2 protein-coding genes are annotated in these 2738 nt (G+C 68.2%); both read right to left on the minus strand.

What is annotated here, in order from left to right:
* The coding region (locus tag AC1D01_RS28850) for a FimL-related protein (RefSeq protein ID WP_477872532.1) at nucleotides 1-1692 on the minus strand (1692 nt) is incomplete at its 3' end.
* Between the two features lie 110 nt (nucleotides 1693-1802).
* Nucleotides 1803-2738, minus strand: a 936-nt coding sequence (locus AC1D01_RS28855) for a methyl-accepting chemotaxis protein (protein WP_477872534.1), incomplete at its 5' end; no start/stop codon positions are given.

The following is a 2738-nucleotide window of genomic DNA, read 5'->3' on the forward strand; positions in this document are numbered from 1 at the left end:
CACGAACAGCGACTTCGCCATCTGCGGCTGCACGCTGAGCATGTCGATCAGGAAACCGAGCGCGCCCAGGTTGCCGGCCAGCCGGTCGAAGGTGCCCGACTGCACGACCTGCTGCGGGTCGACCTCGGTCGTCATGAGGCCATCGACGTCTTCGCGCATGCGCAGCACGGCATGCGAGGCCTGGTCCATGCCCAGCACCGACAGCACGCCGCGCATCGCGGACAGCTGGTTCGGCACCGGCACCAGCAGCTCGCGCTGCGCCGGGTTGCGGAAGAACTGGTCGATCGACTTCTCGGCCTCGGAAAGCGAGGCGCGCAGTTCCTGCACGACGCTGCCCATGGTCTGGCGGTCGGAGACGCGGCGGTACAGCTCCTCCATCCACGCTTCGAGCGGGTCGGGGGTGTTGCCGGCGCGCACCGAGGCGATGCGCTGCGCGAGCCGGCGCACGCGGGCGGCCTGCTCGGGGTGGTCGAAATCGGCATCCTCGAGCGAGGCTTCGAGGTACAGCACGCTGGTCGCGACTTCCATCGCGAGCGCGGCTTCGGGCGCGGCATTGGACTGCTGCGTCTGCACGACGGCCTGCTGCAGCTCGTCGGCCAACAGCTCGCCGCTCGGGTACAGGCGCTTGACCGAATCGCCGACCAGCGAGAACTGCTCGGCCAGGCCGCTCATGCGGTGCATTTCGCCGCCGGCCACCGACGACCAGGCATCCTTGGCGGTGGAGACGCGCTTGCGCGCCTGCACGATCAGCGCCGGGTCGAAGCGACCGAGGCGGCTGGTGTCGTAGTCGACCGGCAGGTGCTGTGCGAGGCCATAGGCCACGCGAACCGCCGCCAGGCGCGGCGTCTTGCGGCCGTCGCCGGGCGAGGTGGCCTGCGCGCAGAAGAACAGCAGGTCCTGCGCGAGGCGCTCGGAGACATCGGGCTGGCCGCGCTCCAGCGTGCGCAGCTGCGCGAGCAGCCGCGAGGCCACGCGCTTGGTGTGCAGGTCGCCCTTCAGCAGGCCGTTGGCCTGGCCTTCGAAGAAGGCGGCCGCGAGCTTCCACAGCGTGGAGTGGGTCAGGTCGGAGGCCTGCGCACCGAGACCGGCGCAGATGTCGCTCATGCGCTGCACGGCCGGCATCGGCTCGCCGCGCATGATCAGCAGCAGCTGGCGTTCCATCAGGCCGCGGGCGATCGAATCGGGGGCGCGCGGCTTGACCGAGGTGTCGGTCGGCAGCTCGCGCCAGCGCCAGTCGATGTTCCACAGGTCGGCGGGGTGCACGCGCTCGGCACCGGCCAGCGTCTGCACCGCCTGGTACTGCGGGAACAGCGCGAGCGGCGAGACCGGCTTGTCGGCCAGCAGGCGCTGCAGGTAATCGAGCAGCGCGAACGAGGCGCGCTCGATGGTGTCGACCTCGGCCGACGTGAGCTTCTGCGGCTTCGCGACGAAGCGCTGCACCGCCGCCTCGCTGGCGGCCAGCAGTCGTGCGACGGCCGGCAAGCCGACCATTTCGAGCGCGCCGACCCCTTGATGGATCTGCTGCCGGGCCGTGCGCAGCACCGACGGATCGACGGCGTCGACGTCGGAGCCGCTGTTCGCCTCGGCTTCCTTCACGTAGCGGCGCAGCGCCTTGTGGGCGGTGTCCAGGGACTTGCGCAGTTCTTCGTGAACCCACGCGAGCGCGCTGAGGTCGTCTGTCGTCTCACTCATGGTGTCGCTCATCGTCGCGTTGGGGGCGGTGGCAATCCATTTGATGCCTGTGTGGAGTGAAGGGCTGCGGCCCCGATCAGGACGATCCAGGCCGCAGGCAACACACTAGCTCAACCGATCTTGAACCGTGCAACGGATTGCTTCAGTTCCTCGGCCGTCCGGGACAGCTCGCGCACCATCTGTGCGGTGGAGCGGGTACCTTCACCGGTCTGCTCGGTCACCGCGAAAATGTGCTGGATGTTGGCCGCCACCACGTTGGCCGATTCGGCTTCGCGGGACGCCTGGCTGGAAATGTGCGCAATCAGGTCGGCAAGCTGGCGTGACACGCGGTCGATGTCGCCCAGTGCGTTACCTGCCGCGTCTGACAGCCGGGTTCCTTCCACCACGCCCTGCGTCGAGCGCTCCATGGCCGCCGCAGCATCCTGGGTGTCGGTCTGAATGGTCTTCACCAGGGCCGCAATCTGCCGCGTCGCGTCGCCGGAGCGTTCTGCCAGCCGTTGCACTTCTTCCGCAACCACCGAGAAGCCTCGACCCGCTTCACCGGCCGATGCGGCCTGGATGGCGGCGTTCAGTGCCAGCACGTTCGTCTGTTCGGTAATGTCGGAAATCAGTTCGGTGATTTCGCCAATCTCCTGCGACGACTCGCCCAGCCGCTTGATCCGCTTGGAGGTTTCCTGGATCTGGTCGCGGATCGAGTTCATGCCGCCGATCGTGTTCTGCACCGCGGTCAGACCGGTCTCGGCAGCTTGCAGCGATTGGCGCGCCACCTGGGCCGTCTGCTGCGCCTGGCTCGACACGTCGTTGATTCGGCCTGCCATCTGCAACACCGACTCGCCGGTTTCGCGAATCTCGCGCAGCTGCTCGTCGGAGGCGGCCAGCAGTTCGGTCGACGTGGCTTCCACCTGCTGCGTCGTTTCGGTCACCCGGCCCACCGTGCCCTGCACCTGCGACACCAGCGTGCGCAGCTCTTCCACCGTGTAGTTCACCGAGTCGGCGATGGCGCCCGTGATGTCTTCCGTCACGGTGGCCTGCTGTGTCAGGTCGCC

It is taken from the genome of Rhizobacter sp. P3_B12, assembly GCF_056402895.1.